At 71.0% G+C, this 26,869-nt stretch carries 25 protein-coding genes and 1 tRNA gene; 16 read left to right on the forward strand and 10 right to left on the reverse strand.

Annotated features, from left to right (window positions below):
- Window positions 1-14: 14 nt before the first annotated feature.
- Window positions 15-764: a YcnI family copper-binding membrane protein gene (locus OIC96_RS24680; RefSeq protein ID WP_330305746.1), complete on the reverse strand. Its 750-nt coding sequence runs from the start codon at window positions 762-764 to the stop codon at window positions 15-17.
- Between the two features lie 185 nt (window positions 765-949).
- On the reverse strand, window positions 950-1,762 hold the full coding sequence (locus OIC96_RS24685) for a hypothetical protein (protein WP_330305745.1): 813 nt from the start codon (window positions 1,760-1,762) through the stop codon (window positions 950-952).
- Between the two features lie 234 nt (window positions 1,763-1,996).
- Here OIC96_RS24685 and OIC96_RS24690 point away from each other — a divergent pair, with 234 nt between their 5' ends.
- From OIC96_RS24690 to OIC96_RS24710, 5 genes are all read left to right on the forward strand, one after another.
- Window positions 1,997-2,452 carry an ATP-binding protein gene (locus OIC96_RS24690; RefSeq protein ID WP_327430012.1) on the forward strand — a complete coding sequence of 152 codons (456 nt, stop codon included), beginning with the start codon at window positions 1,997-1,999 and terminating at the stop codon, window positions 2,450-2,452.
- A 232-nt stretch (window positions 2,453-2,684) separates the two neighbouring features.
- On the forward strand, window positions 2,685-4,187 hold the full coding sequence (locus tag OIC96_RS24695; protein WP_443058552.1) for an MFS transporter: 1,503 nt from the start codon (window positions 2,685-2,687) through the stop codon (window positions 4,185-4,187).
- A 39-nt stretch (window positions 4,188-4,226) separates the two neighbouring features.
- Window positions 4,227-4,835 carry an acyl-CoA-like ligand-binding transcription factor gene (locus tag OIC96_RS24700; RefSeq protein ID WP_330305743.1) on the forward strand — a complete coding sequence of 203 codons (609 nt, stop codon included), beginning with the start codon at window positions 4,227-4,229 and terminating at the stop codon, window positions 4,833-4,835.
- Between the two features lie 96 nt (window positions 4,836-4,931).
- Window positions 4,932-5,870, forward strand: a complete 939-nt coding sequence (locus OIC96_RS24705; RefSeq protein ID WP_330305742.1) for an intradiol ring-cleavage dioxygenase — start codon at window positions 4,932-4,934, stop codon at window positions 5,868-5,870.
- 9 nt (window positions 5,871-5,879) lie between these two features.
- Window positions 5,880-6,719, forward strand: a complete 840-nt coding sequence (locus OIC96_RS24710; protein WP_330305741.1) for a triphosphoribosyl-dephospho-CoA synthase — start codon at window positions 5,880-5,882, stop codon at window positions 6,717-6,719.
- Here OIC96_RS24710 and OIC96_RS24715 read toward each other — a convergent pair.
- From OIC96_RS24715 to OIC96_RS24730, 4 genes are all read right to left on the reverse strand, one after another.
- Window positions 6,694-7,992: an MFS transporter gene (locus OIC96_RS24715; protein WP_330305740.1), complete on the reverse strand. Its 1,299-nt coding sequence runs from the start codon at window positions 7,990-7,992 to the stop codon at window positions 6,694-6,696. The genes OIC96_RS24710 and OIC96_RS24715 overlap by 26 nt on opposite strands.
- A 68-nt stretch (window positions 7,993-8,060) precedes the next feature.
- The gene (gene pdxR, locus OIC96_RS24720; protein WP_330305739.1) at window positions 8,061-9,449 is read right to left on the reverse strand and encodes a MocR-like pyridoxine biosynthesis transcription factor PdxR; all 1,389 of its coding nucleotides are present in this window, start codon (window positions 9,447-9,449) and stop codon (window positions 8,061-8,063) included.
- Window positions 9,450-9,570: 121 nt separating this feature from the next.
- On the reverse strand, window positions 9,571-11,058 hold the full coding sequence (locus tag OIC96_RS24725) for an aminopeptidase P family protein (protein WP_406501789.1): 1,488 nt from the start codon (window positions 11,056-11,058) through the stop codon (window positions 9,571-9,573).
- A gap of 99 nt (window positions 11,059-11,157) precedes the next feature.
- Window positions 11,158-12,669: a PP2C family protein-serine/threonine phosphatase gene (locus OIC96_RS24730; protein ID WP_330310188.1), complete on the reverse strand. Its 1,512-nt coding sequence runs from the start codon at window positions 12,667-12,669 to the stop codon at window positions 11,158-11,160.
- A gap of 480 nt (window positions 12,670-13,149) precedes the next feature.
- On the opposite strand from OIC96_RS24730, the gene OIC96_RS24735 reads away from it, so the two are divergent.
- A complete protein-coding gene (locus tag OIC96_RS24735; protein WP_330305738.1) occupies window positions 13,150-13,824 on the forward strand; it encodes a bifunctional DNA primase/polymerase in 675 nt (224 codons plus the stop codon).
- Window positions 13,825-13,880: 56 nt separating this feature from the next.
- On the forward strand, window positions 13,881-14,456 hold the full coding sequence (locus OIC96_RS24740; RefSeq protein ID WP_330305737.1) for a hypothetical protein: 576 nt from the start codon (window positions 13,881-13,883) through the stop codon (window positions 14,454-14,456).
- Between the two features lie 233 nt (window positions 14,457-14,689).
- Here the strand turns inward: OIC96_RS24740 and OIC96_RS24745 are convergent, their stop codons facing one another.
- The 3 genes from OIC96_RS24745 to OIC96_RS24755 all read right to left on the reverse strand — a co-directional run bounded on the left by OIC96_RS24745 (window position 14,690) and on the right by OIC96_RS24755 (window position 17,524).
- Window positions 14,690-15,679, reverse strand: coding sequence for a DUF5926 family protein (locus tag OIC96_RS24745; RefSeq protein WP_330305736.1), 990 nt, complete (start codon window positions 15,677-15,679; stop codon window positions 14,690-14,692).
- Between the two features lie 269 nt (window positions 15,680-15,948).
- On the reverse strand, window positions 15,949-16,587 hold the full coding sequence (locus OIC96_RS24750; RefSeq protein WP_330305735.1) for an ATP-binding protein: 639 nt from the start codon (window positions 16,585-16,587) through the stop codon (window positions 15,949-15,951).
- 127 nt (window positions 16,588-16,714) lie between these two features.
- On the reverse strand, window positions 16,715-17,524 hold the full coding sequence (locus OIC96_RS24755) for a glycerophosphodiester phosphodiesterase (RefSeq protein WP_330305734.1): 810 nt from the start codon (window positions 17,522-17,524) through the stop codon (window positions 16,715-16,717).
- A gap of 257 nt (window positions 17,525-17,781) precedes the next feature.
- Here OIC96_RS24755 and OIC96_RS24760 point away from each other — a divergent pair, with 257 nt between their 5' ends.
- The 3 genes from OIC96_RS24760 (at window position 17,782) to OIC96_RS24770 (ending at window position 19,895) form a co-directional block, all read left to right on the forward strand.
- On the forward strand, window positions 17,782-19,278 hold the full coding sequence (locus OIC96_RS24760; RefSeq protein WP_330305733.1) for a S1C family serine protease: 1,497 nt from the start codon (window positions 17,782-17,784) through the stop codon (window positions 19,276-19,278).
- Between the two features lie 46 nt (window positions 19,279-19,324).
- Window positions 19,325-19,411 (forward strand) — tRNA-Ser (locus OIC96_RS24765).
- Between the two features lie 148 nt (window positions 19,412-19,559).
- On the forward strand, window positions 19,560-19,895 hold the full coding sequence (locus tag OIC96_RS24770) for a hypothetical protein (protein WP_330310436.1): 336 nt from the start codon (window positions 19,560-19,562) through the stop codon (window positions 19,893-19,895).
- Between the two features lie 180 nt (window positions 19,896-20,075).
- On the opposite strand, the gene OIC96_RS24775 is transcribed toward OIC96_RS24770, so the two are convergent.
- Complete coding sequence (locus OIC96_RS24775) at window positions 20,076-20,945, reverse strand: bifunctional DNA primase/polymerase (protein WP_330305732.1); 870 nt, start codon at window positions 20,943-20,945, stop codon at window positions 20,076-20,078.
- A gap of 372 nt (window positions 20,946-21,317) precedes the next feature.
- Between OIC96_RS24775 and OIC96_RS24780 the strand changes: the two genes are divergently transcribed.
- The 6 genes from OIC96_RS24780 (at window position 21,318) to OIC96_RS24805 (ending at window position 26,794) form a co-directional block, all read left to right on the forward strand.
- Window positions 21,318-21,623, forward strand: coding sequence for a hypothetical protein (locus OIC96_RS24780; protein ID WP_330305731.1), 306 nt, complete (start codon window positions 21,318-21,320; stop codon window positions 21,621-21,623).
- A 280-nt stretch (window positions 21,624-21,903) separates the two neighbouring features.
- Entirely contained in the window at window positions 21,904-23,100 is a 1,197-nt protein-coding gene (locus tag OIC96_RS24785) for an acyl-CoA dehydrogenase family protein (protein ID WP_330305730.1), read from the forward strand.
- A 29-nt stretch (window positions 23,101-23,129) separates the two neighbouring features.
- Window positions 23,130-24,107, forward strand: coding sequence for a bifunctional MaoC family dehydratase N-terminal/OB-fold nucleic acid binding domain-containing protein (locus OIC96_RS24790; protein ID WP_330305729.1), 978 nt, complete (start codon window positions 23,130-23,132; stop codon window positions 24,105-24,107).
- A 1-nt stretch (window position 24,108) separates the two neighbouring features.
- Window positions 24,109-25,239, forward strand: a complete 1,131-nt coding sequence (locus OIC96_RS24795; RefSeq protein WP_330305728.1) for an acyl-CoA dehydrogenase family protein — start codon at window positions 24,109-24,111, stop codon at window positions 25,237-25,239.
- Window positions 25,236-25,631 carry a MaoC family dehydratase gene (locus tag OIC96_RS24800; protein ID WP_330305727.1) on the forward strand — a complete coding sequence of 132 codons (396 nt, stop codon included), beginning with the start codon at window positions 25,236-25,238 and terminating at the stop codon, window positions 25,629-25,631. Before OIC96_RS24795 ends, OIC96_RS24800 begins: the two co-directional genes overlap by 4 nt.
- Window positions 25,628-26,794, forward strand: a complete 1,167-nt coding sequence (locus tag OIC96_RS24805) for a lipid-transfer protein (protein ID WP_330305726.1) — start codon at window positions 25,628-25,630, stop codon at window positions 26,792-26,794. The genes OIC96_RS24800 and OIC96_RS24805 overlap by 4 nt, the downstream gene beginning before the upstream one ends.
- Window positions 26,795-26,869: the final 75 nt, after the last annotated feature.

A 26,869-nucleotide genomic window follows, 5' to 3' on the forward strand; every position in this document is an offset into this window, starting at 1 on the left:
ATGCGGGGTGGACCTCAGGCGTTCGTCCGCCGACGGCCGGCCAGGACGCCGTAGGCGACGCCCGCCGCGCCGACGACGATGCCTACGACGCCGAGCACGCGGGCGGTGGTGTCACTGCTGTCGGAGGACGCGGCCTCGGTGGTGTCCTGGGCGGTGTCCTTGGCGTCGGAGGCGTCGGAGGCGTCGGAGGCGTCGTCGGTGGCGGCGGAGCCGTGGTGGCCCGACTCGGACGCGGCGGAGAGCGCGAGTACCGGAGCCGGGTTCTCGGGCTCCTCCTCGCCCTCCTTCTGCGGCTCGATCCAGCGCACGACCTCCTTGTTGGAGTACGTCTGGACGGCCTTGAAGACGAGCTCGTCGGTGTCCTCGGGGAGCGCGCCGATGGAGAGCGGGAACTTCTCGAAGAAGCCCGGCTGGATGCCCTTGTCGTCGGCGGTCCAGGTGACCTTGGTGACGGCCTCGTCGATCTTCTCGCCGTGCAGGGTGAGCGGCTTGTCCAGCTTGGACTTGGTGACCTTCACGCTCCAGCCGTCGATCGACTGCGGCATGACGGAGGCGAGCGGGTGGTCGGCCGGGAAGTTCACTTCGACCTTGGTGGTCGAGGCGTCGTCGCGCTCGTTCGGCACCTTGAAGTTCACGGTGGCGTAGTCGCCCTTGGCGGCCGTGCCCTCGGGCTGCACGCTGACGTGTGCGAAGGCGGGGGCGGAGAGGGCGAGGACGGCCGAGGCGGCGACGGCGCCGGCGGCGGCGATACGGGAAGCCTTCATGGAAGGGAGCACTCCACTTTCAGTCCGAATTCAGTCCGATGAGAGGGGGTGCGCGTGCGGGAGTGCCCTCTGAGTGCCCTCTACAGGGAGGACGTCGAAAAGGGAGGGCGTCGAAAAAGGTGGGCACGCGCGTGTGCCGCACGACGGCGTCCCCTCATGGAGGCCATGGAGTGGCGCGCGTCGTGTCAGGCGGCGAGGACGAGTGCGGTGGAGGACGGCGGTCCGCGCCGGACGACGGTGTGCTGGAGCGCGGTCGTACGCGGCTTCGGGGGCGTGAGGTACGCGGTGCGGGGCGTGCGCGCCACGTCGGGCGCCCCAGGAAGTCCGGAGCGCAGGGCGCGTACGAGCGTGAACGCGGCGCGCAGCGACCGTACGAGCGCCCCTTCCGTGACCCCCTGCGCCGACAGCCGCATGAGACGCAGCAGCGCCATGTCCCCGCGACGCAGCACCCATCCGGCGGCGACGGCCGCGAGGACGTGGGCGAGCAGCATCGGCAGGGAGGGCAGCACCGACATCGAGGAGCCCGCGGTGGCCGACACAGCGTCCGCGGAGTGGTTCATGGAGTGCGTCATGCCCGTGTCGATCCGCGCGTCGGCGAGGATCTTCTGGGCCTGCGCGGGGCTGATCGCCGCGGCGGTCGTGCCGCACACGAGGCGTGCGGCCCGCTCGACGAGCGAGGCGTCGGACATCGACATGCCCGCCATCGACGTCGTGACGCCGGTGTGCTGGCCGAGCCCGAAGAACGTGTGCAGCACGGTCTGGCCGACCGTGAGCACCGCCACGATGCCCGGCAGCGAACGCTCACGCCCCGCCAGTGCGGCGGACACGGCGAACACCGCGAAGAAGCCGGCGCCCAGCGTCCACCAGGGGACCGTGGCGCACGAGGCGAGCGTGTGACCTGCCGCGGCCAGCACGACGCAGACCGCGGCGAACACCGCGGCCCTGAGGATCCGGAGGTCGAATCCGGAGTGCGCCGAACGCTGGTGGGGGGCAGTCATGGCGGGCTCATCATCGCACTGGGCCCACCCGTTCCCCACGGCAGGTCCGCAAGGTGACGTTCCGTGAGACAAGGCCCGGAAGATCACGATCTGGGACGGGTCGACCGCACATACACCGATCCCTGTCGCGCGCGCGTCCGCCGTATGGGCGGCATCACGGCAAGTGGGCGATTGCGCACGCGTGCTTGCGGCAATACGTAACGGTATGTCGAGCCGCGGCCGGGAGGCTGGAGCATGAGCATCTGGTGGTCACTCCATTTGCGGCGCGAAGCTGCGAGCGTTCCGCTCGCCAGACGCCTGCTGCTCGGCACGATGGAGAGCGCGGGCGTCGACCCGGACGTTTCGTACGACCTCTCCGTCGCCCTCAGTGAGGCCTGTGCGAACGCCGTCGAGCACGGCGGGGACGCGGCGCTCGGCGGCTCGTCCGAGGCCTACCGGGTGACCGCCTACCTGGACGGCGAGAAGTGCCGCATCGAAGTCGCCGACTCCGGCCCCGGTTTCCCGGCAGGGCGGGCCCGCACCCCCCTGCGTCCGGCACGCGCCGACGCCGAGCACGGCCGGGGCCTGTGTCTGATCCAGGAGCTCGCCGATCACGTGCACATCGGCAACAAGCCGGGGCGGGGCGGCGCGGTGGTCAGCTTCGACAAGATCCTCAAGTGGAAGAAGGACCCTTCTCTGCTGACCGCGTAGCGCTCTGAGCGGCGGCGGGAGACCTGGCCGCGCCACCGCCCAATCTGGAAGCCAACTTCATATTGACAGTAGACTCTCATTTGGGGGTAGCCTCTCATCAGGTTGCTCCCTTCTGGAGGTCCGCATGTCTGCGACACACCACTCCTCTGCAACGCACCACCCCTCTGCGGCAAATCGCTCCTCTGCGACAAACCAACCCGCTTCCACCCCAGCCCGCCGCCGTTGGCTCGCCCTGGCCGCGCTCACGCTGAGCGTGCTGATCGTCGGGCTGGACGGCACGATCATCAACGTCGCCCTGCCGACCCTCGCCGGTGATCTGCACGCCGACAGCGCCCAGTTGCAGTGGATCGGCGGCGGCTATCTCCTGGCCCTGTCCGTGGCGATGCTCCCCGTCGGCCTGCTGGGCGACCGGTACGGCCACAAGCGGCTGCTGCTTTGCGGGATCGCGCTGTTCGGGCTCGCCTCGCTGGGCGGCGCGTTCGCCGGGTCGCCCGCGACGGTCATCGCGGCCCGGGCCGTCCTCGGCCTCGGCGCCGCCACGATCATGCCGCTGTCGATGGCGATCCTGCCGCGCGTCTTCGCCAAGGAGGAGCTGCCCAAGGCCATCGCCGTCTGGACGGCCGCCACCGCTCTCGGCATGCCGGTCGGCCCGCTCGTCGGCGGCTGGCTGCTCGACCACTTCTGGTGGGGCTCGGTCTTCCTCTTCAACGTGCCCGTCACCGTCCTCGCCCTGGCCGCGGGCCTGTGGCTGCTGCCGAGCGACAAGAAGCGCGAGGCCACCGCGCCCTTCGACGCCCTCGGTGCCGTACTGAGTGCCCTCGGCATCACCGCGCTCGTCTACGGCACGATCCTGATCCCGCGCGACGGCTGGACGGACCCGACGGTCCTTGTCACCCTCGTCGCCGCGGCCGCCCTGCTGACCGGGTTCGTGGTGCGTGAGCGCCGCCACCCGCACCCGCTCGTCGACCTGAAACTGTTCGCCGACCGCCGCTTCCTGTGGGGCACGCTGATCGCGGTCTTCGTCAACTTCGCCGTGATGGGCATCCTGTTCGTCGTCCCGCAGTACCTCCAGGCCGTCCTCGGCAACGACTCCTTCGGCACCGGTCTGCGCGTACTGCCCCTGATCGGCGGGCTGATGGCCGCCGCCGCGGCGAGCGAGGCCGTCGTCCCCCGGCTCGGCGCCCGCACCGTCGTCCCGCTCGGCATGGCCGTCCTCGCCGGCGGCGTCTTCCTCGGCGCGACCACGGACCTCTCCAGCGGCTACGGCTTCACCGCGCTCTGGCTCTCCCTCACCGGCCTCGGCTTCGGGCTCGCCGTCGTGCCCGCGACCAGCCTCGTGATGGGTTCGCTGCCGGACGGCAGCACCGGGCAGGGGACCAGCCTCCTGGAGACCGTCCAGCAGCTCGGCGGCGTCCTGGGCGTGGCGGGCCTCGGCAGTCTCCTCGGCTACGGCTATCTGGCCCGGCTCGGCACCGACGGCCTGCCGGGGCGGGCGGCCGACGCGGCCCGCGACTCGGTGTCCGGCGCGGACGAGGTGGCCCGGCAGCTGCACGACACGGGCCTCGCGACCTCTGCCCACGAGGCGTTCGTCCACGGCATGAACCTGGTCCTGACGGCCTGCGGGGTCATCTCCCTGCTGGCCGCCGTACTGGCCGCGGTCTGGCTGCCGGGCCGGTCCACGAAGTGCCGGAAGGTGGCCCGGTCGGTGCCCGAACACGCAGAATCGATGGCATGACGACGCGATCAATGGCGTAACGACGTGGGAGACCATCGCATGACGACGCAGGAGACCTCGGCCGCGCCCCTCGGTCTGCGGGAGCGCAAGAAGCGGAAGACCCGCGACCGGATCCGCCGTGAGGCGTACCGGCTGTTCGCCGGGCACGGGTACGAGGCGACGACGGTCGACCAGATCGCGGAGGCGGCGGAGATCTCCCCGAGCACGTTCTTCCGGTACTTCCCCACCAAGGAGGACGTGGTCATCCAGGACGAGTACGACCCCGCGCTCGCCGAGGCACTGCGCGCCCGCCCGGCCGACGAACCGATCGTCGACGCGATCCTCCAGGCCCTGAAAGGCCCCCTGGGCCAGATGCTGGACCAGGACCGTGAGGAGCTGCTGCTGCGCACCCGGATCACCTTCACGGACCCCGCGATCCGGGCCCGCTCGGTCGGTGAACAGGAGCGCAGCGAGAAGGAGATCGCCGCGATCATCGCGGAACGCACCGGCCGGGACGCCTCGGACCTCGACGTGAAGTGCGCGGCCGCGGCCATCATCGCCGTCTTCACGACCCTCGTACGGCACTGGGTCGAGGGCGGCGGCACGGAGGACCTGGCCGAGCTGTACGAACGCCATCTGCCGCTGCTGTCGCACGGACTGGAGTTCTAGCAGCGGCCTGCCGCGACTTCAGCTTCCTCAAGGTCCACAGGTCAATCACAGGGCTCGCCCATGAGTTTGAGGGCTGACGTTCCTAATTTTCCCAGCATGACGGGAAGCCACAAAGACAAGTCGATCACCCGGCGCCGCGCGATCGCGGTGACCGGAGGCACGGTCGCCGCAGGAGGCCTCGCGGTCGCCGGATACCAGTCGGCGTTCGCCGACGAGACGACCACCACCGATGCCGACGCCACCGCCTCGGCGAGCTCCAGCAGCGGTACCTGCGTGCTGATGTCCAGCGTCACCGAGGGGCCGTACTACCTGGACGGCGCCCTGGTCCGCAAGGACATCACCGAGGGCAAGAGCGGCGTTCCGCTGACGCTGCGCATCACCGTTCAGGACACCACCGACTCCTGCAACCCGGTTGCCGGCGCCGCCGTGGAGATCTGGCACTGCGACGCCTGGGGCTACTACTCCGGCTACACCACCGCCAACCCCGGCGGCTCCGCGCCCGCCGAGAGCGAGGACGGCTCCACCGCCAACGACCTGACCTACCTGCGTGGTTACCAGGTCGCCAACGCCAACGGGGTCGTCAAGTTCGAGACGATCGTCCCCGGCTGGTACACGCCCCGCACCTGCCACATCCACGTCAAGGTGCACACCGGCGGCGAGAAGGAGGACGGCACGTACGAGGGCGGCACGGTGAACTACACCGGGCAGCTCTTCTTCGACGACGACATCGCCGAGACGATCTTCGCGCTGGAGCCCTACTCCCAGCACTCCGGCAGCTACACCACGCTCGACAACGACATGGTGTACGACGGCGGCGGCGCCTCTAGCGGCCTGCTGACCCTCGAGCCGGTCCACAAGAAGGACCCGTCCAAGGGCTACAAGGGCTACATCACGCTGGGCATCGACCCCGACGCCGAGAGCACCGGCGCGGGCAGCGGCGGCGGTGGTACGCCCCCGAGCGACGCTCCGACGGGTACGCCGCCGAGCGACGCACCCAGTGACAGCGCCTCCCCGTCGGCCTCCGCGTCTTCGTAAGGTACGCGCATGAGCAGCCGCGAGGACGAGACGCTGGCGCAGGCCGCAGTGGCCGCGCTGACATGGCAGTTGGAGCTTTCCCCCAAGCCGGGACTGCCCGACCCGCGCGACCTCGACGCCCGGGCCACCCGCAAGGACCACTGTTCCCTGCGCTGGTCGGCCAAGGCGCTGGCGCCCGGCCTCGCGGCCATGGCGGCCGCCGCCCGCCGCACCGGCCTGCCCACGCCCGAACTCCGCGCGGAGCTGGGCGCGATCGGCCGGTGCACCGAGCATTCGGTGGGACTGGCGGGCGGTGGCCACCGCGGTGCCCTGTGGGCCCTCGGGCTCCTGGTCGCGGCGGCGGCCCTGGAACCCCGGGCCACCGGGAACGACGTCACCGCGGCCGCCAAGCGGATCGCGGCGCACCAGGACCGGCGGGCGCCGCGGCGGCCCTCCCGCGGGTCGTCCGTCTCGGCGAAGTACGGCGCCGCCGGGGCGCGCGGTGAGGCGCGCGCCGGATTTCCGCATGTGCGGCGGGCGTTGGCCGCGCTCGACACCGCCCGTACGGCCGGCGCGCCCGAGCCGTACGCCCGGCTCGACGCCCTCCTCACCGTCATGTCCACCCTCCAGGACACGGAGCTGCTGTACACCGCGGGCCCCCTCGGCCTCCGCCATGTCCAGGCGGGCGCCCGCGGGGTGCTGGAAGCGGGCGGCACCTTCACGGAGGCGGGCCGCGAGGCGCTCTCCGCCCTCGATGACGACCTCCACGCGCGCGCGTGGAGCCCGCGTGGCAGCGGAGCGCTCCTCGCGGGGGCGCTGTTCGTGGACTCGCTGCCCGTGGTGGTCAGGACACCGGCACGGGTCGCGTGACCGGGACGGCGTCTTGAGCCTGGGCTGTCGCGCCGCGCGTGGCAGCCCATTTCGCCGCCGGACCCATCCCGTACGACGCCCCCGCCATCAGTGCCCCGAGCAGCAGCCACCCCGGCGTCCCCCAGCCGACCAGCAGGGCCGTCAGGACCAGGGGGCCCATCGTGCGGGCCACCGTGACGCCGGTGCCGAAGAAGCCCTGGTACTCGCCCATGCGGTCGGCCGGGGCGAGGTCGAAGGCCAGGTGCCAGGAACCCGCGGACTGCTGCATCTCGGCGACGACCTGAAGGACCGCGCCCGCCACGAGGATTCCCGCCGCGGCCCACGGGGAGGCACCGGACGACAGGGCGAAGACCGCGCAGGACGCCAGCATGACGAGCCCGGAGCGGCGTATCGCGCGCGTGGCCGACGCGAGCCCCGTGACTTTGCGGGCCATCCGCACCTGGAAGACCATCACCGCGCCCGTGTTGAGCACGAACAGCGCGGACACCAGCCAGGCGGGCGCCTCCGTACGCTCGGTGATCCACAGCGGGATGCCGAGACTGAGCAGCGGCATCCGCAGCAGCAGCACGGTGTTGAGGAACGTGACCAGCACGTACGGCCGGTCACGCAGCACGCCGGGCCGCCCGCGATCCCGGCGAGCCACTCCATGCCCCCGCCGCACGGCGACCTGTGGCACCGGCGGCAGCCGCAGCAGCAGCGCCGCGCACAGCAGGAAGCTCACCGCGTCCAGCGCGAACACCCCGAGATATGCGGCCCTCGTCCCGGCGTGCAGCGCGAGCCCGCCGAGGCCCGCGCCCACCGCCAGACCGGCGTTGAGCGTCGACTGGAGATGCGCGAGGAGCCCGGTCCGCTCCCCGGCCGGCACCAGCCCCGCGAGCAGCGCCTGCCGGGCCGCCGCGAGCCCCGACTGCGCGGACGCGTACGCGCAGGCCGCGAGGACGAAGGGGACGAAGCCGCGGACGACCAGGAAGGACGCCACCGCGGCGGCGGTCGCCAGCGCCAGCAGCACCGCCGTGCCGCGCGGCCCGCGCCGGTCGGCGAGCCCGCCCAGCGGCACGCCCACCAGTGAGCCGACCGCCCACGCGACGGTCAGCCCGAGCCCCACGCGCGCGGGGGCGAGCCCCACGACATGGGTGAAGTAGAGCGCCGAGGTCACGTAATAGGCGCCGTCCCCCACGGAGTTGCCCAGCTGGGCGAGGGCCAGGACGCGCCGCGGGCCGGCGGGCGGAACAAGGCTGCTGCTCGGCTTGGAGGGTGCTGCCGGGTTCGTCATGTCCTCGACGCTACGGGCGTATTGGCACCCTCAGAAGCTCCAATCGGCGTGCCAATTGTTGGCCCAATTCACTCCGGGCGGCGCTCTCCCCGGAGCACCCGCCCGAGCACCTCCAACGCCTCGGGATACAGCCGCTCCCGAGGCGTCCCGTAGCCCACGACCAACCCCTGTGGCCGCCCCTCATCGCGCGCGTGCCAGTGCGCCCCGAGATGCCCGACCGCGAGCCCCTCCGCCTCCGCCCGCGCCAGCACCTCGGCCTCGTCGGCCACCTCCACCAAGGCGTGCAGGCCGGCCGCGATCCCGCGGACCTTCGACCGTGCGCCCAGCCGGTCGAGGAGCTGGTCCCTGCGCCGCCGGTACCGCAGCCGGCACGCGCGCACGTGGCGGTCGTACGCGTGGCTGCCGATCATCTCGGCGAGCGCCAACTGGCCGATGGACTCGGTGTGGTGGTCGCTGTGCAGCTTGATGTCGGCCACCGCGTCGACCAGGTGCGGCGGCAGCACCATCCAGCCGAGGCGCAGCGCGGGCCCGAGTGTCTTGGAGGCCGTCCCCAGGTACACGACGTGGCCCGGTGCCATTCCCTGGAGGGCGCCGACGGGCTGCCGGTCGTAGCGGAACTCCCCGTCGTAGTCGTCCTCGACGATCAGCCCGTCACGCGCGCGTGCCCAGTCGGTGAGTGCCCGGCGCCGCTCGGGGTGCAGCGTGACACCGGTGGGGTACTGGTGCGCGGGCGTGACGACGACCGCGTCCGCTCCGGCGGAATCCAACGCGCCCGCGCGGGCGCCGCGTTCGTCGACCGGCAGCGGGACCACGGTTCCGCCGCCCTTGCGCACGACATCCCGGTGGAACGGCAGCCCGGGGTCCTCCATGGCGACCGTTCCGCCGTCCAGCACGCGCGTGAGGAGCGCGAGTCCCTGCACGTACCCCGAAGTGATGACGATCCGCTCGGGGGGCGCGATGACACCCCGTGCGCGTCCCAGATAGCCCGAGAGCGCCGTCCGCAGTTCGATGCGCCCGCGCGGGTCCCCGTAGTCGTACGCCAGGGAGGGCGCCGTCGCGATCGCGCGCCGCAGGGCGCGCAACCAGGCCGCCGCCGGGAACGTACTGACGTCCGGGCTGCCGGGGCGCAGATCGAAACGGGGTGCACGCGCGTGTGGAGCCCGGGCAGCCGCGGACACGCCGTCCATGGGCAGCGCCGCCACCTCGGTGCCCGACCCCTGCCGCGCCGTCAGATACCCCTCGGCGACCAGCTGGTCGTACGCCGCCTTGGCCGTGCCCCGGGAGACACCCACCTCGGCCGCGAGCCGCCGTGTCGCGGGCAGCCGGGTGCCGGGGGTGAGCCGCCCGTCGCGCACGGCGTCCCGCAGCGCCCGCTCGAGCCCGGCCCTGCGCCCCGCCGCGGCATCCGGCTCCAGATGCAGATCGACCCCGACACCGGACCAGAAGTCGCCGCCCACCGAATCCCCCCGGGTGAGTACAACGCGCCCCTTTAGGGGCGCGAGGAACTGCGCGACCAGCTACAAACTACGCGCAGACGAATGGCCGGGCACTTACAAGTACCCGGCCATCATCCTTACGTCAGCCCTTCAGGGAGGCCATCCACGCCTCGACCTCGTCCGACCGCCGAGGCAGCGCAGCGGAGAGGTTCACGTTGCCGTCCTCCGTGACCAGAATGTCGTCCTCGATCCGGACGCCGATGCCCCGGTACTCCTCCGGCACCGTCAGATCGTCCGCCTGGAAGTACAGCCCCGGCTCCACGGTCAGGCACATTCCCGGCTCCAGCGTGCCCTCGACATACGTCTCGGTCCGCGCGGCAGCGCAGTCGTGGACGTCCATGCCGAGCATGTGGCCGGTGCCGTGCAGGGTCCAGCGGCGCTGGAGGCCCAGCTCCAGGACCCGCTCGACCGGACCCTCGACGAGGCCCCACTCGACGACCTTCTCGGCCAGCACGTGCTGCGCGGCGTCGTGGAAGTCACGGAACTTGCCGCCCGGCTGCACGGCCGCGATACCGGCCTCCTGGGCCTCGTACACGGCGTCGTAGACCTTCTTCTGGATCTCCGTGTACGTGCCGTTGATGGGCAGCGTGCGCGTGACGTCGGCGGTGTAGAGCGTGTGCGTCTCGACGCCCGCGTCCAGCAGGAGCAGGTCGCCGGAGCGGACCGGGCCGTCGTTGCGCACCCAGTGCAGCGTGCAGGCGTGCGGACCGGCGGCGCAGATGGAGCCGTAGCCGATGTCGTTGCCCTCGACCCGCGCGCGCAGGAAGAAGGTGCCCTCGATGTAGCGCTCGCTGGTCGCCTCGGCCTTGTCCAGGACCTTCACGACGTCCTCGAAGCCGCGCACCGTCGAGTCGACGGCCTTCTGCAGCTCGCCGGCTTCGAACTCGTCCTTGACCAGGCGCGCCTCGGACAGGAAGACCCGCAGCTCCTCGTCCCGCTCGCCGGTGACCTTGTCGGTCAGCGCCGCCTCGATCCCGGCGTCGTGGCCGCGGACGACCCGGACGGGGCCGGTGGCTTCCTTCAGCGCGGCGGCCAGTTCCCGCACGTCCGACGCCGGGATGCCGTACAGCTGCTCGGCCTCGGCGAGGGAGTGGCGGCGGCCGGCCCACAGCTCGCCCTGGCCGGAGAGCCAGAACTCGCCGTTCTCACGGTCGGAGCGCGGCAGCAGGTAGATCGTCGCCTTGTGGCCGTCGCTGGTGGGCTCCAGCACGAGGACGCCGTCCTCGGTCAGGTTGCCGGTCAGGTACGCGTACTCGACGGAGGCGCGGAAGGCGTACTCCGTGTCGTTCGAGCGGGTCTTCAGGTTGCCCGCGGGGATCACCAGGCGGTCGCCCGGGAAGCGCGCGGAGAGCGCGGCACGGCGGGCGGCGGTGTACTCGGCCTGTGCGATCGGCTCAAGGCCGCGCAGCTCCGTGTCGGCCCAGCCGGACTTCATGTTCTCGGCGAGCTCGTCGGACACGCCCGGGTACAGGCCGTTCTTGCGCTGCTTGATGGGCTCTTCTTCGCCTGCTTCGTCAGCGGCTTCGTCGAGCACGGCTTCCGGGGTCTCCGGGTTGAGCGCCTCCGACACGGTCTGCCTCCTAGATACGACTCTGGACCTCCTCCATCGTACGGTCGTACTGAAGGGGGCCCAGGGCCGGAAGGCCTGTTACGTACGGCTACGCGGGGCTCACTCGAACCGTGCCGCCAGGAGGACGACGTCCTCGTCGCTGTCGGCCTCGTCGAGCCCGTCCGGCAGCACACTCCGCAGGACGTGATCGGCGATCGCGCCGGGATCGTCGCGTACCGCCCTGGGGACGCTCGCAGCCGCCGCGTGCAGCCGGGCGAAGGCGCGGTCCATGGGGTCGCCGGTGCGGTGCAGCAGGCCGTCGGTGTACAGGAGCACGGTTTCGCCGGGCTCGGCGGTCAGTTCGACGCTGGGCGCCTCCCAGCAGGCGAGCATCCCGAGCGGCGCCGACAGCGAGGTCTCCACGAACTCCGTGCGCCGCGCGCCGATCACCAGGGGCGGGCTGTGCCCGGCACCGGCGAGGGTGAGCTTGCGCAGCGCGGGCTCGCAGTACGCGAAGAGGGCGGTCGCGGAGCGGGCGGGCTCGGTCAGCCTGAGCAGCAGTTCGAGGTCGGACAGGACGGCGACGGGGTCCTCGCCCTCCATGACGGCGTACGCCCGCAGGGACGCCCTCAGCCGGCCCATCGCGGCGACCGCGCTGGGCCCGGACCCGGTGACCGAGCCGACCGCGAGGCCGAGCGCGGCATCGGGCAGCGGCAGCGCGTCGTACCAGTCGCCGCCGCCGCGCGGCCCTGTGCGGTGCCGGGCGGCGAGCTGGACGCCGGAGACCCGGGGAAGCCGCGGGGGAAGCAGCTCCTCGGAGATCGTCGTCATGCACGCGCGCGTGCGCTCCAGTTCCACCAGCCGTGCCAGGTGCTCGGTCGCGTACCGGGCGTAGAGGCCGATGAGATGGCGCTGGCGCTCGACCGGTTCGGCGGGCTCGTCGTAGAGCCATACGGCGGCGCCCAGGCGGCCCGCCGCGTCGGTGGCCAGGGGGAGTGCGTAGCTCGCGGCGTAGCCGAGCCGGGCGGCCACCTCGCGGTGGCGGGGGTCGAGCCCGTCCTCGGAGAAGAGATCGGGCTGTGCGATCTCGCCCTCGCCGCCCGGCAGTCCGTCCAGGATCCTGCCGTACGACATGGAGCTGCGCGGCACGGTCTCGATGTGGCCGAGATCCGCCCGGGCGAGGCCCAGGCCGATCGTGGTGTCGGGGCCGAGTCCGTCGCCCGGTTCCATGACGACGAGGCCGCGCCGGGCGCCCACGAGAGCGGCTCCGGCGCGCAGCAGTTCCTGCAGCGCGTCGCTCAGTGTCGCGGTGCGCGCCAGGCGCTCGGTGAGTTCGTGGAGTGTGGTGAGGTCGGAGACCCAGCCCGCCAGACGATCTTGGAGGACGGCTCCGGCGCCGGTGGGAGAGGTGGCCGAAGAGGCACCCGTGGCGGCAGGCGTCGGCGCGACAGTGTGTGCGGGCGAGGGAACCGTTGAATCGATTCCAGCCACTTTCGGAAGGTGAGGGGCGTTCATGACGTCCGGCTTTCCGACCGGTGCGTATTGCTCAATAGCATCGCAAACCCCCATGTCGTCCTGCGCCGCTAGCAGTGTCTCCACATGTACACGCACTCGTGAGGGGATGTCCAGCATTGTCCTGCGGGGATTCCTGGTGTCCATGAGACTCCCGGTAACCCTTGCGGGAAAGCAAAGTTGGCTTAAAACTAACTCGGGTAACGGCTTATTGCGGTCGACTGGCCTAGTTCGACGGAGCGTCACAGCGGTCGTGGGTACGTACTCGGTGAAGGCCAGGGGTGGTTGGGATCCTCCCGGAACCTGGCAGTGGACCCGGGCGTCTTAACCACCGACGACCGTGCCCCATCCTCCCGTGGCGGAGGCGGCAAGAAATACGCGGGACGGTAAAACGCCAGGCGCCGCCACCCCACGCCATGCCCATGCTTCAGACAGACGCAGTATGGACGCGGACGCAGCCAAATGCTCGGCCCAGAGGGGTTTCCCTTGTCTCCAGCAGGGGTGTGATGCGCCAGCAGGTACGCACAGTGAAGTGATCGACACATGGTGTGATGTGGTCCTCGGTGTTGCCAGGCGTGCAACGGAAAGGAACGAGCGCTCATGCGCGAGATCCTCGGAAGGCGACGCAGGCTCCTGTCCAGGCTGAACAGGCGGAACAACGGGAGGCCTGAGGTGCTCGGCGCGGCCCTGACCTTCGCGACCGAATGGCGGTGGCCCGTACTCCCGGGTGTGGCGGCGGACCCGCAGGGGCGTGCCCGCTGCGGATGCCCCGACCCGGAGTGCACGGTGCCCGGCGCCCACCCCTTCGACCCCGGCCTCCTCGCGGCCACCACCGACGAGCGCATGGTGCGCTGGTGGTGGACCAACCGGCCGTCGGCACCCATCGTGCTGGCCACCGGAGGCACGGCTCCCTGCGCGGTGAGCCTGCCCGCCCTCGCGGCGGCCCGCGCCCTCGACGCCCTCGACCGTAAGGGCATGCGCCTCGGCCCGGTCGTCGCGTCGGCCACGCGCTGGGCGATCCTCGTCGCGCCGTACTCCATGGAGCAGCTCGGCGAACTGCTCTACGCCAAGGACTTCGTCCCCGGCTCCCTCCGCTTTCACGGCGAGGGTGGCTACATCGCGCTGCCGCCCTCCGAGACCGGCCAGGACCAGATCCGCTGGGAGCGTGCCCCGCTGCCCGGCTCGGCCGCCCCCTGGGTGCCCGATGTCGAGGCCGTCGTGGACGCCGTGGTGGAGGCCCTCACTCGTACGGGTGTGAGCGCGCCCGAGTTGTAGGGGCGCCCGGCGCGCGGTGAACCGCGCGCCCGCCCCCGCTCGTTATCTTCCCCGGTATGAACCTTCGCCTGCTCGCACTCGCGGGCGTAGTGGCGGTCACGGTGGCCCTTCCGCTGGCCGTGGCATCCGCGGGACCTGTCGGCGACTCCGGTGATCCGGGCGACGCCGGTCCCGCGGTCGTGCGTGCGTCCGGGCACGACCACGACCGCCATGACGACGGTCGACGTGACGACGGCAAGGGGGCGGTGGCTCCCGCCCCCGCACGTTCTCCCCTGCTGCTCGGTCTCGGCCTCGCCACCGCCGCCCGGTGCGGACCAGAACTCTCCTCGCCCGACGGTGTCGAGGCGCAGACCTGTGTCCTCACGCAGGGTGAGGACACCTGGGCGCGCACCTACTACCGCAACGCGACCGGCGATGAGCTGAGCTCCGTACTGAGCCTCATGGGCCCTGGCGGGCGCACGGTGCAGATGAACTGCGCGGTGGGCGCGGAGGACGATCCGGGGGCGTGCGAGACGCCCAGGGAGCGCACGACGGGCGATGCGGGGGCCTACACGGCGGTCGCGGAGTTCGCGAAAGGCGCGGGGTCCCGTGGGCCGCTGCTGCTGCGCTCGGGGAGCAACTCGGGCCAGTAGCAAGGCTGTTGACGTCGTACGGGATGGCGCGCATGGAAAGACCCGGTTGCTGGCGACGGGGGATGCACCAGCAACCGGGCTACTCGAACGGTAACAAGAGATCGGCGGTTCGCAAATTCGATCTCGGCTATTCGGACACGGATTTACCTGTCACAACGGGGAGTTGTGACAGGAGTCACCCGTTTGCGAGGTCCTGACCAGCTGACCAGTCGGTCAGTTTCGCTGTCTGTGAATCAGCTGAGAGTTACTTGTCGGTTGGTGAGGCCGCCGCGCGCGCGGCGCTCGTCCGCGGTGAGCGGTGCGTCCGTGGCCAGAGCGGTGGCGAGGCGCTCGGCGAACTCGGCCGCCGGCTTCTCGACGTCGTCCGCCGTGACCCCCGTCGGCAGGTCCCAGACCGGCACCGTGAGCCCGTGCGCACGGAAGGAGCCGACCAGTCGGGTGCCCTCCCCGAGGCTCGACCGGCCGGCCGCGTGCAGCCGGGCCAGCGCGTCCAGAAGCTGCTCCTCCGGGTGCGGCATGACCCACCGCAGGTGGTTCTTGTCGGGCGTCTCGCACCAGTAGGCGGCGTCGACCCCGGAGAGCTTCACCGTCGGGATGGCGGCGGCGTTGGCGCGCTCCAGGGAGGCGGTCACCTCCGGCGTGGCGTTCTCCGCGTCCGGGACCCAGAACTCGAAGCCCGGGTGCACAACTGGCTCGAACGCGCCTTCGGGGTCGAGCAGGTCCTGCAGCCGCGGACCGTCGGCCGGGGCGCGCCGGCCCTCGACCGGAGTGCCGGGCTGCGCGGTGAGCGCGCGCTGGAGGGTGTCGGCCAGATCGCGGCTGATGTCACCGGACGCCGTGTCGTTCTGCAGGCCGAGCAGGACCGAGCCGTCGTCGCGGCGCAGCGCGGGCCACGCCATGGGCAGGACGGTGGCGAGCGTGACCGAGGGGACGCCCTCGGGGAGGCTCTCATTGAGCTTCAGCTCGACTGTGGCGGCGGGCACCAGCTCGCGCAGCGCGACCCAGTCACCCTCGCCCGGCAGGCCCTCGAAGGGGCGGTGCACCAGCTCGGTCACCGCGTGCGCCGCCGCTCGGCCGTGACAGGCCTTGTAGCGGCGGCCACTGCCGCAGGGGCAGGGCTCGCGAGCGCCGACAACCGGAAAGTTCCCATCAGCGCCTCCGGCGCGGGCGCCATCTTTCGGCTGAGGCTGCTTGGCCTTCGTCTGGGGTCGCTTCTTGGCCATCGTGGGTGTCTCCCGATCACAGCTCGTCCTGTACGGGCGCGAGCCTAGCCGTTCGTACGACGGCCGACGGGACCCTGTGGACAACGCACCGAGTCGTCCCGGAACCGGTGGTTCGGTCCGCGTGTGCCTCGGTCCGACCGCGCTCACAGGAAGGCGGCCGGGGGGCGCCTCGATCGGCGTAGGACCTGGTTCGGCGGAGGACCGGATCGGTGCAGGACCTCGATCGCCGTAGGACCTGGTTCGGTGCAGGACCTGGATCGGTGTGTCGCTCAGTCCAAGTCGTCGAAGGCGTCCGCGAAGTCGAGGTCGGGTATTCCGGACACGGTCGGTGACGCGACGCGCGTAGCGAAGTCGTCACGGCGGCGCGCGGGTGCCATGTCCGCCACGTCCTCCTGGACGACGACCCACACCGTGACCTCACCGCGGGCGTCGTCCCGCACGCCCCAGTCCTTGGCCAGCGCCGTGATGATGTTCAGCCCGCGGCCGCCGCGCGCGGTGACCGAGGGCGTGGCCGGAACCGGGCGGGTCGGACCACCGCCGTCCGTCACCTCGACGGTGAGTCTTCCGGACGGATCGACGCGCCACGCGGCGCGGACGTCGCCGTCGCCGGCCAGGGCATCGCCCAGCGGCCTGCCATGTCGGCACGCGTTGCTCAGCAGTTCGGAAAGGATCAGTACGGCATCGTCGATGACCGATTCCGCCACGCCACCGGAGCGCAGCTGATCACGCATCCGGTGTCTTGCTTTCCCCACGCCCGCAGGGCCATGGGGTACGGCCATGCTCGACGACGTGGGCACCTCCTGTGCCACCACCAACGCCACCCCCGAGACCTCCTTTGCCCCACGCCACGGTGTGAATGCCCCTTTGGACTGGACCGGAAACCGGCCAATCCACGTCTGCTGACGCACTCGTAACGATCGAATACGGACCGAACGCGCCGGTGCACTCCCTGTAATCGCGTGTCCTGAATTCGACGGTGGAATCCGGGGGTTCGGGGTGCGTTCCGGAGGTGGCTTCAGGAAGGGGGCCGCGAAGTCAGCGGCCCAACTGGCGCAGTACCGCGCGCGGGCGGTTGGTGATGATGGCGTCGATGCCCAGCTCAACGCAGAGATCGACGTCCTCGGGCTCGTTCACGGTCCAGACGTGCACCTGGTGCCCGGCTCGTTTCAGCCGTTCGATGTACCCAGGGTGACTGCGTACGATCCGCATCGACGGGCCCGCGATCCGGACACCCGCGGGCAGTCGTCCGTCGCGCAGCCGGGGCGAGACGAACTGCAGCAGATAGACCGTGGGCAAGGTCGGGGACGCGGCCCGGACGCGGTGCAGTGAGCGCGCCGAGAAGCTCATGACGCGTACGGCCGACTCGGCGGCGGACTCCGGGGCGTCCAGGCCGAAACGCTTCAGCAGGAGCAGCAGCCGCTCCTCGACCTGGCCCGCCCAGCGGGTGGGGTGCTTGGTCTCGATGGCCAGTTCCACGCGCCGGCCCGCGTCGGCGACGAGTTCGAGCAGTCGCTCCAGGGTGAGGACCGAGGTGTCCTCCGGGTCCCCGGGGCCGTACTCCCAGTCCGGGGACTCGTCACGGTTCTTCCAGGAGCCGAAGTCCAGCGCGGCGAGCTCGGAGAGCTCCAGGGCCGAGACCGCTCCGCGGCCGTTGGACGTACGGTTGATGCGCCGGTCATGGACACAGACGAGATGCCCGTCCGCGGTCAGCCGTACGTCACACTCGAGGGCGTCCGCCCCGTCCTCGATCGCCTTTTTGTACGCGGCCAGGGTGTGCTCGGGGGCCTCTTCGGAGGCTCCGCGGTGGGCGACGACCTGAATCGGGTGCTGTCGTGCGAGGGTCACCGCGTCATGGTGCCACCGTCGCGGGGCAGGCGTGAGGTCGGAGACGTCAGGAATAGGTCAATTTCGACTGACAGGTCCGTTATAAAGAATGGCCCCGGACCCACAGCCACCGCTTATGGTGCTCTGACGTCCGGTGGGAAAAGCTGACGGCGTACAAGAGCACATGCACAGCTGAATCGCGCCGGGCCGTCGACAAGCGTGAGTGAGCGTGACCGAGTGCGACCGAGAACAACAGCCGTGGATCGAGGAGAAGAGCTGTGAGCACCGAGAACGAGGGCACTGCAGTACCCCCGGCCCCGTCCGCACCTCCTGTGCCGGTGGAAACTCCCGCTGCTTCCGCGCAGACCGCTGCGCCCGAGGGGGGCGCACCGACAGCCCCGATCCCGGCGGTGCCTCCGAGCGCCCCCGGCGCGCCGGGGCAGGCACCGGCGCTCGCGGAGCAGTCGGCGTATGCCTCCGCCGGAGCCGGGCAGGGAGCCGACCCGTACGCACAGGGCACCGGAGCCCCCGGCTCCGCCGCCGAGGCGGGCTGGCCGCCTCCGCCGCCCGCCACCCCGTCGTACGCGGACGGCGGCGGCTCGGGAGCCGACGGGTGGGGCTCGTCCTACCAGCAGCCCGCGCCGAAGCCGAAGAACGGGCGCGGTGGCCTGGTCGCCGCGATCCTGGTGGCGGCGCTGGTCGCGGGCGGCGTCGGCGGCGGCATCGGCTACTCGCTGGCCAAGAACAACGACAACTCCACCGACTCGACGACGGTCTCCGCCCCGAGCAACAGCGGCAGCGTGAAGCGTGCCTCGGGCACGGTCGCGAACGTGGCCGCCAAGGCGCTGCCGAGCACCGTCACCATCGAGGCCCAGAGCACCAACGGCGAGGGCGGCACCGGCACCGGGTTCGTGTTCGACACCCAGGGCCACATCCTCACCAACAACCACGTCGTGGCGGACGCGGTCGACGGCGGCAAGCTCACCGCGACCTTCCCCGACGGCAAGAAGTACAACGCCGAGGTGGTCGGCCACGCGCAGGGTTACGACGTCGCGGTCATCAAGCTCAAGAACGCGCCGTCGGACCTGAAGCCGCTGGCTCTCGGCGACTCCGACAAGGTGGCCGTCGGCGACTCCACGATCGCGATCGGTGCGCCCTTCGGCCTCTCCAACACGGTGACCACGGGCATCATCAGCGCCAAGAACCGCCCGGTGGCCTCCAGTGACGGCAGCTCCAGCAGCAAGGCCTCGTACATGAGCGCCCTGCAGACGGACGCCTCGATCAACCCGGGCAACTCCGGTGGTCCTCTCCTGGACGATCAGGGCGCTGTCATCGGCATTAACTCGGCGATCCAGTCGACGAGCAGCGGCGGCCTCAGCGGCACCAGCCAGTCCGGCTCCATCGGCCTGGGCTTCGCGATCCCGATCAACCAGGCGAAGAACGTCGCCCAGCAGCTCATCAAGACCGGCAAGCCGGTCTACCCGGTGATCGGCGCGTCGGTCTCCCTCGAAGAGGGCACCGGCGGCGCGAAGATCACCGAGCAGGGCGCGAGCGGCTCCGACGCGGTCACCTCCGGCGGCCCCGCCGACAAGGCCGGCCTCAAGCCCGGCGACGTCATCACCAAGCTCGACGACCAGGTGATCGACAGCGGCCCGACCCTCATCGGTGAGATCTGGACCCACCAGCCCGGCGACACCGTCAAGCTCACGTACACGCGCGACGGCAAGACCCACACCGTGGACGTCACCCTGGGACAGCGCGAGGGCGACAGCTGACCCGTTAGTCTTGTCCCCGCGCCGCCCACGATCGTGGGCGGCGCGGGGTGGGTTGCCCGAGCGGCCTAAGGGAACGGTCTTGAAAACCGTCGTGGCAGCGATGTCACCGTGGGTTCAAATCCCACACCCACCGCTTCGAAGGTCAGAAGCTTGCAGGTCAGAAGGGGTGCCACTCTCCGGAGCGGCACCCCTTCCGCGTTCACCCTGTCTCACACTGACGAGCCCCTGCGTCACCTGCCCGCGGACCTCGGCGCTCGGGACAGCCGGCGCACACTGAGGCCGTGGATCATACGAATCACCATCTGGAGGCCGTGGTCGACGCGCTCGTCCGGGCCGGCAACAGTTTCCGTCCCCTTCCGCCCGGTCATGGGGCAGGCCCGTTCTGGACGACCCAAGGCGGGCCGGAATGCCACATGGAGGCACCGATCGACTTCGCGGTAGCCAGGGCTGTTCCCGATCAGCCTGCGGAACTTCAATTCAATGAGGACATCGACTCGATCTTCTGCCCTCTGTGCTGGACACCGATCAACGGTCCGGGCTATCGCTCCCAGACGGTGTGGGACCTCGGACGGATGACCCTCGGAGTCAAGGTGGACGACCTTGATCCAGAGGCTTGAAGTGGCGTTCGCAGGTGGCTGATTGAACGCCCCTGCGCCCAGCATCTCGGCGTAGCAGCGCTGGAGTACGGCCACGCTCCGCCCCGCGTGACGGGCAGCCTCGGCGAGGCTCACCCCGGAGTGGAACCAGAACGACACGCACGCGTGCCGTAGGTCGTACGGGATGGCGGGCACGGTGCTTCAACTGGGCGACCGGTTCGTCATGCGGGCCGCCGACGCGATCGTCGAGCGGGCCTCGCGTTCGGTGAGGCCCGTGCGGACGGCGGCTTCGACGAGGGGTTCGGTCAGTTGGAGGCCGATGCCGTTCTCGTAGGCGCGGCAGGCGGCCCAGAAGAGGCGGGTGTTGCGCTGCCCCGCGTGGGCGGCGAGCACGAACTGGACGAGCCCCTGGCCGTGTTGGCCGGTCGCGGGGGGCGTGGGGTGGTGCGTACGGGGAGGGGGCGTGAGCAGGCGCAGCAGTTCGCGCGGGCAGGGCGCGGGCGCCAGCTGCGCGGTGCCCGGAGCCGTTTCGTACACGCCGTGTTCGGTGCGGGAGCCGGGGCCGACGAGGTAGCCGCCGGCGCCGCGGATGTCGATCCCGGGGGCCAGCCGGCTCGCCGAGTTGGGGACGACGACGTCCGGCGGTCCGCTCAGCCACAGGTGGCGGCCGCCGCTGGGGGTGAGGACGACCACGGTCGCCGGGATCGTGAACAGGTGGCGCAGGGCCAGTTCACGGAGGGCCGCCGAGGAGTCCGTACCGGATTTGGTGTCGAGGTCGATGCCGATGAGGTGGTGCGGATGCAGTCCGCAGGCGATGCCGTAGCCGGTGGCCCAGGGGGCGGCGGCGAAGAGCTCGCGGATGCGCCGGGGGTCGGTCGAGGCGTCGTACACGCCGTGTCCGAAGCGGCCGCATTCGCCGTGGCAGGGGGAGGGTTCGGGGTCGTCGCGATGGGGGGAGCGCAGGGCCGGGAGCTTCGTTCGGGACAGCGGGATCACCGCCAGTCCGCGCTCGGCTGCGGACAGGGCGTGGGCCAGGGCCAGGGTGGTGGCCTGCCGGTCGATGGTGGCCATGCATCCATGTTCGTACGAGTGTTCGAAAAAGGGAAGGGTTCGCCGGACACACGAGGGCGCGGGGTGGGCGAAGGGTGGGATTGGCCGAAAATGTGCCGGAACGCTTCAGCCCTTGCGGTGACTGGGATTGAGTCGCCCGGCCAGGGCTGAGCAGGGAGTTTATGGGCGTGAAGGGGGTTTATCGACATGTCCTCACGCTTGAGGGGGAATCGCGGCTTCCGGGGTGGTTCGCCGGGGATTCTGTGGGCAACTCTGGACTCGCGACGTCGTGAACAACGCCGAGGCAGTCGGCCAACTGCCTGGGAACAAGCCTGATTTCACGTACATCCCGGTTCACCGCCGGTGCGTACAACCGGTTCTGGAGGAATTCACATGGCAAGCATCCGTACCGCCCGCGTCCTCGCCGCCGTCGCGGCCCTGCCCCTCGCGGCCGCCCTCTTCTCGGGTGTCGCGACGGCAGACAACGGCGCCTTCGCGGACGACGGATCGAACGCGGGCGTGGCGTCCATCGTCGGCAGCGGCGTCGGACACAACAACAACGGGAACTCCTCCACTACCCAGCAGCAGGCGGTCGGCTCCGGCGCCTCGAACCAGAACAACACGGCCCAGGTGAACGGCTCGGGGTTCACGGCCATCGACCAGGACAACGCCGTCGTCAACTTCACCAACCTCTGGTGAGCCGGGGGCCGATGCGCTCACATCGGCCCGGAAACTCCCGTGTGGGGTTGCGCTCTGTGGGGTGGTAACGCGTCTGCGCGGCGGTGCTTCGGTGCCGTCGCGCAGACGCGTTTTCGGTGCGCCTCCGACGGCTTCGGCGCCGGTTCTCCGGAGGGTCCGTGGCGGCTCCGGTCCCGACCCTCGGGAGGGCCCGTCACGGCTCCGGTGACCTTGACAGTGGACGGTATCTGACGGACAGTCAGAAACCCTTGTTCGTACGAAGTCCGGGAGGGCCGCCGCCGTGCACCTCGCCCCCACCGAGCGCCAGCAACGGCTGCGCGCGGAGCTCCGTGCGTACTTCCGGGACCTGATGCCCGACGGACCGCCGCCCGCCGGCGATCCCGGGCGGCAGCGCGTCCTGCTGCGCCGCATCGGCGCCGACGGGCTGCTCGGACTCGGCTGGCCGGTCGCGTACGGAGGCCAAGGGCGCGGCGCGGACGAGCAGTTCGTGTTCTTCGACGAGGCCTACCGGGCCGGCGCGCCGGTGTCCATGGTCACGCTGAACACCGTCGGGCCGACACTCATGAAGTACGGGAGCGAGGAGCAGAAGGAGTTCTTCCTGCCGCGCATCCTGAGCGGGGACCTCGTCTTCGCCATCGGGTACTCGGAGCCCTCGGCGGGGACGGACCTCGCCTCCCTGCGGACGCGTGCCGTGCGCGACGGCGGGGAGACCTCCGGTCCGGGGGACGCCGAGGGCGGGCACTGGCGGATCGACGGGCAGAAGATCTTCACCTCCAACGCCCAGAACGCCGACTGGATCTGGCTCGCCTGCCGCACCGACCCGGACGCGCCCAAGCACCAGGGCATCTCGATCCTCCTCGTGCCCACGGACGCGCCCGGCTTCTCCTGGACGCCGATCGAGACGGTGGGCGGGCTGACGACCACGGCCACGTATTACGACGGGATCCGCGTCCCCGCCGGGAACCTCGTCGGCGAGGAGAACGGCGGCTGGGGGCTCATCACCAACCAGCTCAACCACGAGCGGGTCGCGCTCGCCGCGATCGGGATGCAGGCCGAGGACTACTACGCGGCCGCGCTGGAGGCGGCTCGTACACCTGATCCGGTGAATGGTCGGCGTCGGATTGACGAGCCGTGGGTGCGGTTCCGACTGGCCGAAGTACATGCCCGACTGGCGGCATCACGCCTGCTCAACTGGCGTTTGGTGGGGGATGTGGGGGCCGGTCGGCTGGCGCCCGGCGACGCGAGCGGCGTGAAAGTCGTGGGAACCGAATCCGCGGTCGCGGTGTACCGAATGTGTCAGGAAATTGTGGGAGCGGACGCACTGGTCCGCTCCGGCTCACCGGGGGTGTTCGGGGACGGCGAGCTGGAGCGGATGAACAGGGCGGCGCAGATCAACACATTCGGGGGCGGGGTGAGCGAGGTGCAGCGGGAGATCGTGGCGACCATGCGGCTCGGGATGAAGAGGGGGCGGCGGTGAGTGACGAACCGATGGAAACGATGAAACCGATGGAACCGGACGCGCTGGGGCTGCGGCTGAAGGCGTACGAGGGGCGCGCTGCCGCTGTCGCGGGCGTGGGCAAGGACCCGGTCAACGAGCCGATGATCCGGCACTGGTGCGAGGCGATGGGCGACACCAATCCGGCGTACGAGGGGCCGGACGCCGTGGCACCGCCCACCATGCTCCAGGCATGGACCATGGGCGGCCTCTCCGGACACACGGGCCGCTCGGACGCGTTCGACGAGCTGCTCGGGCTGCTCGACGACGCCGGGTACACCTCGGTGGTCGCCACCGACTGCGAGCAGGAGTATGCGCGTCCGCTGCGCCCGGGGGACGAGATCACCTTCGACGCGGTGATCGAGTCGGTCTCCGAACGCAAGACGACCAAGCTGGGCACGGGGCACTTCGTCACGACGCGGATGGATGTACGGGCGGGGGGCGAGCTCGCCGGTACGCACCGGTTCCGGATCCTCAAGTACGCGCCGGCGCGACGGAAGCCCAAACAGCCGAGGGAGCAGGCGGAGCCGAGGAGCAGGCGCCCGCGCCCGGTCGTCAACAGGGACAACGCCGGGTTCTGGGAGGGCGTCGAGCGGCACCGGCTGCTGATCCAGCGGTGCACGGGCTGCCGGGAGCTGAGATTCCCCTGGCTGCCGGGGTGCAACGGGTGTGGCTGTCTGGAGTGGGACACGGTCGAGGCGAGCGGCGAAGGGACCGTCTACTCGTACGTCGTCATGCACCATCCGCCCTTCCCTGCCTTCACGGAATCTGATCACGCCGCCCACGCGGCGGGTCCCCATGCGGCAGGTCCCTACGCGGTCGGCCTGATCGAGCTGGCGGAGGGCGTGCGGATCGTGAGCAATGTGATCGGGGTGCCCTACGACAAGGTGCGGATCGGGATGCCCGTGCGGCTCCAATTCGTGCGGTACGACGAGGAGTTGGTGCTGCCCGTCTTCCGGGCCGGTGAGACCGGTGGCGGGGGGAGCTGAGATGGACTTCACGCCGACCGAGGAGCAGGCGGCCGCCCGTGATCTCGCCGCACGGATCTTCGGCGACCTCTCCACGCACGAGCGGCTCGCCGCCGCGGGGACCGGCAGCGACGCCGAGCTGTGGAAGGAGCTGTGCGCGGCCGGGCTCGTGGCGGCCGTGGCGGACATAGGGCTCCTCGGCCTGGTGCTCCTCCTGGAGGAACAGGGGCGCACCACGGCCCAGGTTCCGTTCGCGGCGAGCTGTGTGTACGGGCTCCTGGCGGTGACGGCCCACGGTTCACCAGAGCAGCGGGAGCGGCTGCTGCCGGCGATCGGGGACGGCGCGGTGGTGGTGAGCGGGGCGGTGTCCGGGCCGGGTGCCGTCCGGGAGGGAGCGCCGGGACGGTTGAGCGGTGTCGTCCCCGTGGTTCCCTGGCTGCGGGACGCCACCCATGTGCTCGTCGCGGACGACCGGCACCGGCTCTGGCTGGTGCGGACCGCCGAGGCGGCATGCGAGCCGGTGGAGCTGACGGCGCCCTGGTCGGCGGGGCGGCTGACGCTCGACGGGACACCTGGTGAGCGGCTTGGTGGGCCGCCGGGCGAGCGATATGCCGAGGTGGATCCGGACGAGGTGGGGCCGGGCGAGTTGGACACGGGCGAGGTGGACACGGGCGAGGAGGAGCAGGCTCCCCAGGACGCCTACGACGACATACTCGCCACCGCCCGTACCGCCTTCGCCGGACTGCAGGCCGGGGTGTGCGCGGGGTCGCTGGCGCGGGCCGTGGAGTACACGAACACGCGGGAGCAGTTCGGGCGGCCGCTCGCCGCCAAGCAGGGCGTCCAACTCCGTGCGGCCGACGCGTACATGGACACCGAGGCGATACGGGTGACGGCGTACGAGGCGGCATGGCGCCGCGACGAGGGGCTGGCGTACGCGACGCACGCGCTGACCGCCGCCTGGTGGGCGTCCGAGGCGGGACAGCGGGTGGTGCACACGGGCCAGCATCTGCACGGCGGGACGGGAGCCGATCTGGAACACCCCGTGCACCGGCATTTTCTCTGGGGGCGGCAGCTGGACGCGTATCTGGGGTGCGGGAGCGAAGTGCTTCAGGAATTGGGGGAGTTGATCGTGAGCGGGGAGGTGGAGACATGAGAGTCGGCGACGCACTGCCGCCGCTGGAGATCGAGGTCACGCGCACGCTGATCGTGGCCGGGGCGATCGCGTCACGGGACTACCAGGACGTGCACCACGACGCGGAGCTGGCACGGCAGAAGGGTTCCCCCGACATCTTCATGAACATCCTGACCACCAACGGCCTGGTCGGGAGGTACATCACCGACTGCCTCGGACCGGACGCGGTGCTTCGCAAGGTGGCCATACGCCTGGGCGCACCCAACTACCCGGGCGACACCATGGTGTTGACCGGCTCGGTCGAGGCGGTCGAGGGCGACACGGCGACGGTGCGGGTGATCGGGGCGAACGGCATCGGCAGACATGTGACCGGGACGGTGACGGTCACCGTGCCGTCCGGGGGTGCCCGATGAGCGTACGGACGAGGGACAGCCTCGGCGGAGCGGCGGCGGTCGTGGGGATCGGGGCCACCGAGTTCTCCAAGGACTCCGGGCGCAGTGAGCTGCGGCTGGCGGTGGAGGCGGTGCGGGCCGCGCTCGACGACGCCGGGCTGAAGCCGGGGGACGTGGACGGGATGGTCACGTTCACGATGGACACCAGCCCGGAGATCACCGTCGCCCAGGCGGCCGGAATGGGGGAGCTGTCGTTCTTCTCGCGAATCCACTACGGGGGCGGCGCGGCCTGCGCGACGGTCCAGCAGGCGGCGCTCGCGGTGGCGACCGGAGTGGCAGAGGTGGTGGTCTGCTACCGGGCGTTCAACGAGCGGTCGGGCAGGAGATTCGGTTCCGGGGTGCAGCGGCGGGAGCCGTCGGCGGAGGGGGCGGCGCTGGGCTGGTCCCTGCCGTTCGGGCTGCTCACGCCGGCCTCCTGGGTGGCGATGGCGGCCCAGCGGTATCTGCACACCTATGGACTGACACCCGAGGCGTTCGGCCATGTCGCCGTGGTGGACCGGAAGTACGCGGCGACGAACCCGGCGGCGTACTTCCACGGCAGACCGATCACCCTCGCCGAGCACGCGGCCTCGCGGTGGATCGTCGAGCCCCTGCGGTTGCTGGACTGCTGCCAGGAGACGGACGGCGGCCAGGCGATCGTCGTCACGTCCGTGGAGCGGGCCCGCGATCTGCCGCATCCGCCCGCGGTGATCACGGCCGCCGCCCAGGGAGCGGGCCGGGCGCAGGAGCAGATGACGAGCTTCTACCGGGACGATCTGACGGGGCTGCCGGAGATGGGCGTGGTGGCACGGCAGTTGTGGCGGACGGCGGGGCTGAGTCCGGCGGACATCGACGTGGGGATTCTGTACGACCACTTCACGCCGTTCGTGCTGATGCAGCTGGAGGAGTTCGGGTTCTGCAAGCCGGGGGAGGCCGCGGACTTCGTCGCCGAGGAGCGGCTGCCGCTGAACACCCACGGAGGACAGCTCGGGGAGGCGTATCTGCACGGGATGAACGGGATCGCGGAGGGGGTGCGACAGCTGCGGGGCACGTCCGTGAACCAGATACCGGGAGCCGGCCGCGTCCTCGTCACCGCGGGCACCGGAGTTCCCACATCGGGGCTGATCCTCGGGGCGGACGGGTGAGAAGGCGGGAGCGTGTCCGGGAGGATCCAGCGGTCCCGCGTACAGCCGCCCCTCGGCGGTCTCGCGACCAGCTCC

The sequence above is a fragment of the Streptomyces sp. NBC_00775 genome (assembly GCF_036347135.1).
In the GTDB taxonomy this organism is placed as follows: Bacteria; Actinomycetota; Actinomycetes; order Streptomycetales; family Streptomycetaceae; genus Streptomyces; species Streptomyces lutosisoli.

Bases quoted from the DNA above. Each gene is read 5' to 3' on its own strand.
- OIC96_RS24730 (WP_330310188.1), bottom strand. From the start codon at position 12,669: ATGCTGGACATCCCCTCACGAGTGCGTGTACATGTGGAGACACTGCTA.
- OIC96_RS24705 (WP_330305742.1), top strand. From the start codon at position 4,932: ATGACGGGAAGCCACAAAGACAAGTCGATCACCCGGCGCCGCGCGATC.
- OIC96_RS24745 (WP_330305736.1), bottom strand. From the start codon at position 15,679: ATGGCCAAGAAGCGACCCCAGACGAAGGCCAAGCAGCCTCAGCCGAAA.
- OIC96_RS24775 (WP_330305732.1), bottom strand. From the start codon at position 20,945: ATGGCCACCATCGACCGGCAGGCCACCACCCTGGCCCTGGCCCACGCC.
- OIC96_RS24680 (WP_330305746.1), bottom strand. From the start codon at position 764: ATGAAGGCTTCCCGTATCGCCGCCGCCGGCGCCGTCGCCGCCTCGGCC.
- OIC96_RS24805 (WP_330305726.1), top strand. From the start codon at position 25,628: ATGAGCGTACGGACGAGGGACAGCCTCGGCGGAGCGGCGGCGGTCGTG.
- OIC96_RS24780 (WP_330305731.1), top strand. From the start codon at position 21,318: ATGGCAAGCATCCGTACCGCCCGCGTCCTCGCCGCCGTCGCGGCCCTG.
- OIC96_RS24700 (WP_330305743.1), top strand. From the start codon at position 4,227: ATGACGACGCAGGAGACCTCGGCCGCGCCCCTCGGTCTGCGGGAGCGC.
- OIC96_RS24690 (WP_327430012.1), top strand. From the start codon at position 1,997: ATGAGCATCTGGTGGTCACTCCATTTGCGGCGCGAAGCTGCGAGCGTT.
- OIC96_RS24795 (WP_330305728.1), top strand. From the start codon at position 24,109: ATGGACTTCACGCCGACCGAGGAGCAGGCGGCCGCCCGTGATCTCGCC.
- OIC96_RS24800 (WP_330305727.1), top strand. From the start codon at position 25,236: ATGAGAGTCGGCGACGCACTGCCGCCGCTGGAGATCGAGGTCACGCGC.
- OIC96_RS24735 (WP_330305738.1), top strand. From the start codon at position 13,150: ATGCGCGAGATCCTCGGAAGGCGACGCAGGCTCCTGTCCAGGCTGAAC.
- OIC96_RS24710 (WP_330305741.1), top strand. From the start codon at position 5,880: ATGAGCAGCCGCGAGGACGAGACGCTGGCGCAGGCCGCAGTGGCCGCG.
- OIC96_RS24685 (WP_330305745.1), bottom strand. From the start codon at position 1,762: ATGACTGCCCCCCACCAGCGTTCGGCGCACTCCGGATTCGACCTCCGG.
- OIC96_RS24790 (WP_330305729.1), top strand. From the start codon at position 23,130: ATGGAACCGGACGCGCTGGGGCTGCGGCTGAAGGCGTACGAGGGGCGC.
- OIC96_RS24715 (WP_330305740.1), bottom strand. From the start codon at position 7,992: ATGACGAACCCGGCAGCACCCTCCAAGCCGAGCAGCAGCCTTGTTCCG.
- OIC96_RS24740 (WP_330305737.1), top strand. From the start codon at position 13,881: ATGAACCTTCGCCTGCTCGCACTCGCGGGCGTAGTGGCGGTCACGGTG.